This is a genomic window from Methylobacterium sp. E-025 (assembly GCF_022829705.1).
Taxonomy (GTDB): domain Bacteria; phylum Pseudomonadota; class Alphaproteobacteria; order Rhizobiales; family Beijerinckiaceae; genus Methylobacterium.
Genome location: NZ_JAKSYR010000103.1, coordinates 1 through 4,889, shown reverse-complemented (window position 1 = coordinate 4,889; position 4,889 = coordinate 1). Strand labels below are relative to the sequence as shown.

The window sequence follows — 4,889 nt, the reverse complement described above, 5'->3', positions numbered from 1 at the left end:
GGCCTTTGGCTCGTGGATGGCCATGAGTGCAGCGATGTCGAACTGATTGCGCTGGCGCAGCTTTTTGGGCTGCTGGCTGAACCCGAGCAGGCAAACTGAGCTAGACCGTCGGCGCGAGCAACTTCACAGCCACGCTTTGGTGTGACACGGTATCGGGATGCCAGCCACGCTCCCCGGCGGATGCCGCGTCGTTGTCCTCCCGTACGACCCTCATCCAGGGCGCTATGTCTGGCTGATCAGTCGAGAGAACGGCCCAGTCGTTAGGGCACCAAGGTCCTATCCGGACGAAAGAATGGCGCTCCTTGCTGGGTTCAATCAGGCCAAACAATTTGCCGAGCCACCGACATCGCCGCTTATTCCATTCGCTCCATAAGGTTGAAAAAACCGATGCGAGGGTGGTCAGCGGGTTGGATTGATGATGCTCAAGAAAATCATCGACGGCGCCTACCGCGTGCCGATGGGCAACGCCAACGCCGTGCTGCTCGACGCCGGACCGGAGCTCGTCCTGATTGATGCGGGGTTCCCAGGCAAAGCGGATAAAGTCTTCGAGGCAGTCGCCAAGCTCGGGCGCAAGCCGAGCGACATCAAGCACCTCGTCTTCACCCACGGCCATCCCGATCATATCGGCAGTGCGGTTCCGCTCATTCAGGCAACCGGTGCGCGGACTTACATACACGCCGCCGACGTGCCGATGGTCGAGAGCGGTGGGCCGTTTCGACCCATGAAGCCCGCAGCTGGTCTGATCCGTAACATTATGCTGCGCCTCGTCTTCGACGAGAAAGAGCGTACGGCACCGTTCCGCATAGACCAGCACATTGCTGATGGGGAGACTTTGCCTCTAGCTGGCGGTCTTCGGGTGAGCCACGCCCCCGGCCATTGCGCCGGTCAGGTCGCGTTCCTGTGGCAAGGGACACGGCTTTTGATCGCAGGCGACGTGTTCATCAACATCCTCGGCGCGGGGGATCCGATCGGGTTTGAGGACGAGGCGGAGGGACGGCGCAGCCAGCGCAAGCTCGCTGCGCTGGGGCCGCAGGCAGTATGCTTTGGGCACGGTGGGTCGATCGTTAAGGACGCCGCAAGCCAGCTTCAACGAGCGGCAACACGGCGCTGAGACAAACGGGCTGCTCCATGTGGAAATATGCAAACCACCCCAAGCCGAAGTTGCCGGGGGGGGCTGACGAACGGCTGCTCTGTAGAAGCACCCACGGCGGTCCGAGTGGCTGGGTCGGAGCGGGATGGCTGCTGAGGGGTGGATTTGAGACTGTCCGGTATCGTGAACGAGGCTGGAATAGCAGACGTTCCTGGATGGTAGGATCAGGCCAGCAAATGACCGGCTGCGGTATCGTATCTAGAGCATGGTGCCTTCGTTGCCGGCCACCCGTCCCGGCCCGATCTGGACCTGAGAGACGACAAGCTTCACAAACCAGCATCGGTGTGAAGTAGGCCTTCCTCCGCTAAGAGGAGGCCTTCGAAGGGAAACGTTGGCTTGCCTGGACGTGATTTAGCAGCCCTCTCGCGGGAGGAGCTGGAAGCCGAGGTGCGGCGACTGCGTGAGAGGGTCCGCAGCGGCAGCATGGATGCCGCCCGCCAGAACGCGGTGTTCGAGGGTGCTCTGGATTTCGCGATCATCGTGACGGATCGCGAGGGGACCATCACCGGCTGGAACAGCGGCTCCGAGCACGTCATGGGCTGGACCGCCGACGAGATGCGCAGCCAGGATGCCGGACGCTTCTTCACGCCTGAGGACCGGGCCAACGGTCGGGTCGCCTATGAGATGGCCACGTCTCTCAAAGAAGGCCGCGCCCAGGATGAACGCTGGCACCTGAAGAAGGGTGAGGAACGGTTCTGGGCCTCGGGCGAGATGATGCCACTGCGCGACGAGAACGAGACGCACATTGGCTTCGTCAAGATCATCCGCGACCGCACAGCCGAGCACCTGACCGGGGTGGCATTGCGGGACGGCGAGGTACGGCGCAAGGCGCTGCTGGACCTCAGTGACCAACTCGCCGAGCACGATGACGATACCGCCAGCTTGAGCGACGTGGCCAGCCGCATCCTCGGGCAAGTCCTTGGCGTGCAACTCGTCGGCTACGGGCTGGTAGACCCGGACGCCGAAACCATCACCGTCGAACGGGACTGGACCAGCGGTGGGGCCGTCTCCATCGCTGGGACGCTCCGGTTCCGGTCCTTCGGCAGCTACATCGACGACCTGAAGCGCGGGGAAATGGTCGTCATCGACGACGCCCGCAACGACCCGCGCACGGCAGGCCAGGCCGCGGCGCTGGAAGCCGTCAACGCGCGGGCGCTGGTCAACACCCCGGTGTTCGAACACGGACGCTTCGTGGCTTTGCTGTTCGTTTGCAGCGCCACCCCACGAACGTGGACCGAGGACGAACTGGGGTTCATCCGCGAGGTCGCCGCCCGGACCCGTACCGCCACCGCACGGCGGATGGCGGAGAGCGATCTGCGCACCAGCGAAACCCAGCTCCGGCTGGTCACCGACGCATTGCCGTTTCTAGTCTCGTTCGTGGACCGCACGTTGACCTACCGGTTCGCCAATGCCGCTTACCGGGACTGGTTTGGCCGGACGCCGGAGGAGGTCGTGGGGCGAACCATCCCCGAGATCGCCGGGGCGGATGGCTATGCAGTGCGTCGCGCGCAGATCGAGCGAGCCCTGGCGGGCGAGTCCGTACAGATGGACCTAGATTGGCCACGACAGGATGGGCGGCGGCGGATCGCCGATATCCGCTATCTGCCCCGGTATGACGCCAGCGGTGCAGTCGATGGGTTCTACGTGTTCGTCCAGGACGTGACCGCTCTACGCGAGGCCTCGACCGTTCTGGCTCAGCGCGCCGACACGCTTGCGCAGGAGGTCGCCGAGCGGGACGAGGTCTGGCGCCTCGCTACAGACCTGTTGTCCGTACTGCGCATCGACGGTCGCATGGTTACCTGCAACCCAGCCTGGACGACGGCGCTGGGATGGTCCGAGGCCGAACTAGTTGGTCGCTCGGTTTTCGACCTGATCCACCCCGACGACCAGGAACACTCTACCGTCGGACTAGCTGGGCTGGCGCGGGGAGAGACGGTCACCGGGTTTGAAAACCGCTACCAGCACATGGATGGCAGCTATCGCTGGCTCTCTTGGAACGCCGTGCCAACTGGTGATCGGATCTTTTCCACGACGCGTGATGTGACGGCGGCCAAGGAGCAAGCGCTTGCCTTGGAAGCTACCGCCGAGGCCCTACGCCAGTCGCAAAAGATGGAGGCGGTGGGCCAGCTCACCGGTGGTGTGGCGCACGACTTCAACAATCTGCTTACCATCATCCGCTCGTCCGTGGACTTCCTACGCCGTCCGGACCTGCCGGAAGAACGGCGCAAGCGGTACATGGATGCCGTGTCGGATACGGTGGAACGCGCCGCCAAGCTGACCGGCCAGCTCCTGGCCTTCGCACGCCGTCAGGCGCTGACGCCGGAGGTACTCAACGTCGGTGATCGGCTGCGGGCTGTAGCCGACATGCTCGACACGGTGACCGGCGCCCGGGTCAGAGTTATCACCCAACTGGCGGATCACGCCTGTTTCATCAAGGCCGACCTGAGCCAGTTTGAGACCGCCTTGGTCAACATGGCGGTCAACGCCCGCGACGCAATGGATGGGGAAGGGACACTGACCCTACGGCTGGGTTGTGGTGCAGCCATGCCAGTGATCCGAAACCACGCGGGCGCTGATGGCCCCTTCGCCAAGATCGAACTCAGTGATACGGGCAGCGGCATCGCCGAGGCGGACATGGGGCGGATCTTCGAGCCGTTCTTCACAACCAAGGAGGTCGGCAAGGGCACAGGCCTAGGCCTGTCCCAGGTGTTCGGCTTCGCCAAGCAGTCGGGCGGCGATGTCGAGGTGCAGAGTGTGGTCGGCGCGGGTACTACGTTCACGCTGTACCTGCCGGAGGTCGCGGATGAGGCCGAGCACGAAACTCCTGACGAGGAGAGCGGCCCAGCCCCCGGGGGTACTGGCCAGAAGGTGCTCGTGGTCGAGGACAACATCGAGGTCGGCACGTTCGCAACTCAGATCCTCGAAGATCTGGGCTATCGCACGGAGTGGGCAGCTAACGCTGAGAGCGCGCTCATCCGCCTTGGTACCGACGGCGACGGGTTCGAGGTGGTGTTCTCGGACGTCGTGATGCCTGGCATGGGCGGGATCGCCCTGGCCGAGGAGTTGCGCCGCCGCCTACCTCGACTGCCGGTGGTGCTGGCCTCCGGCTACAGCCATGTGCTGGCCGAGAACGGCGAACACGGGTTCGAACTGCTGCACAAACCCTACTCGGCAGATCAGCTGTCCCGTGTTCTGCGACGCATTACGACTGGTAAGCGCCGCCATCGCTAGCACTCATCACGTAGGTTGTGGCGCAGAGGCGCCGGACGGTCACTGAATGACCGCTTTTGGGATGCGCCGACGACGGTCTGAACGGCTGCCATGAGTCGGATGCGGAACGTCCGATTACGGACGCACGGCCGGGGTCCGCTTCCCACCCCGAGCCGAAGTTGCAGGAGAGCTGACGAACGACTGCTTTGGAGAAGCGCCGACGGCGGCCCGGGCGGCTGGGTCGGGTCGGAACCCGTCTGTCCGCTCTACGACCGAGTTTAGTGGAGAGCAGTCCGGCTGCTTTCGGTGGTGTGCTGTGCTTATGCAGACATAGGCACACACCGCGGTCGGCATGTCGGCCGACAAGGTCGCCGACCTGGTCCAGCTCGACCGACGCACGACCACGAACGGGACCGCGGGCAAGCGAGGAAGCGGCCTAGGCCTCCTGCACTCTCGAAATCCCGTGGAGGGTGAGGGTCGCCCTCTACCCGCCGAAAGCGCGGATGCGTCGCGGGTGCGGAAAGAGTGG

At 64.1% G+C, this 4,889-nt stretch carries 2 protein-coding genes; both read left to right on the top strand.

Annotated features, from left to right (window positions below; translation table 11 throughout):
- Positions 1–415 precede the first annotated feature (415 nt).
- The gene (locus tag MKK64_RS14385) at positions 416–1,111 is read left to right on the top strand and encodes an MBL fold metallo-hydrolase (RefSeq protein WP_243935608.1); all 696 of its coding nucleotides are present in this window, start codon (positions 416–418) and stop codon (positions 1,109–1,111) included.
- Positions 1,112–1,486: 375 nt separating this feature from the next.
- Positions 1,487–4,381, top strand: a complete 2,895-nt coding sequence (locus tag MKK64_RS14380) for a PAS domain-containing protein (protein ID WP_243935607.1) — start codon at positions 1,487–1,489, stop codon at positions 4,379–4,381.
- Positions 4,382–4,889: the final 508 nt, after the last annotated feature.

Bases quoted from the DNA above. Each gene is read 5' to 3' on its own strand.
- MKK64_RS14385 (WP_243935608.1), top strand. From the start codon at position 416: ATGATGCTCAAGAAAATCATCGACGGCGCCTACCGCGTGCCGATGGGC.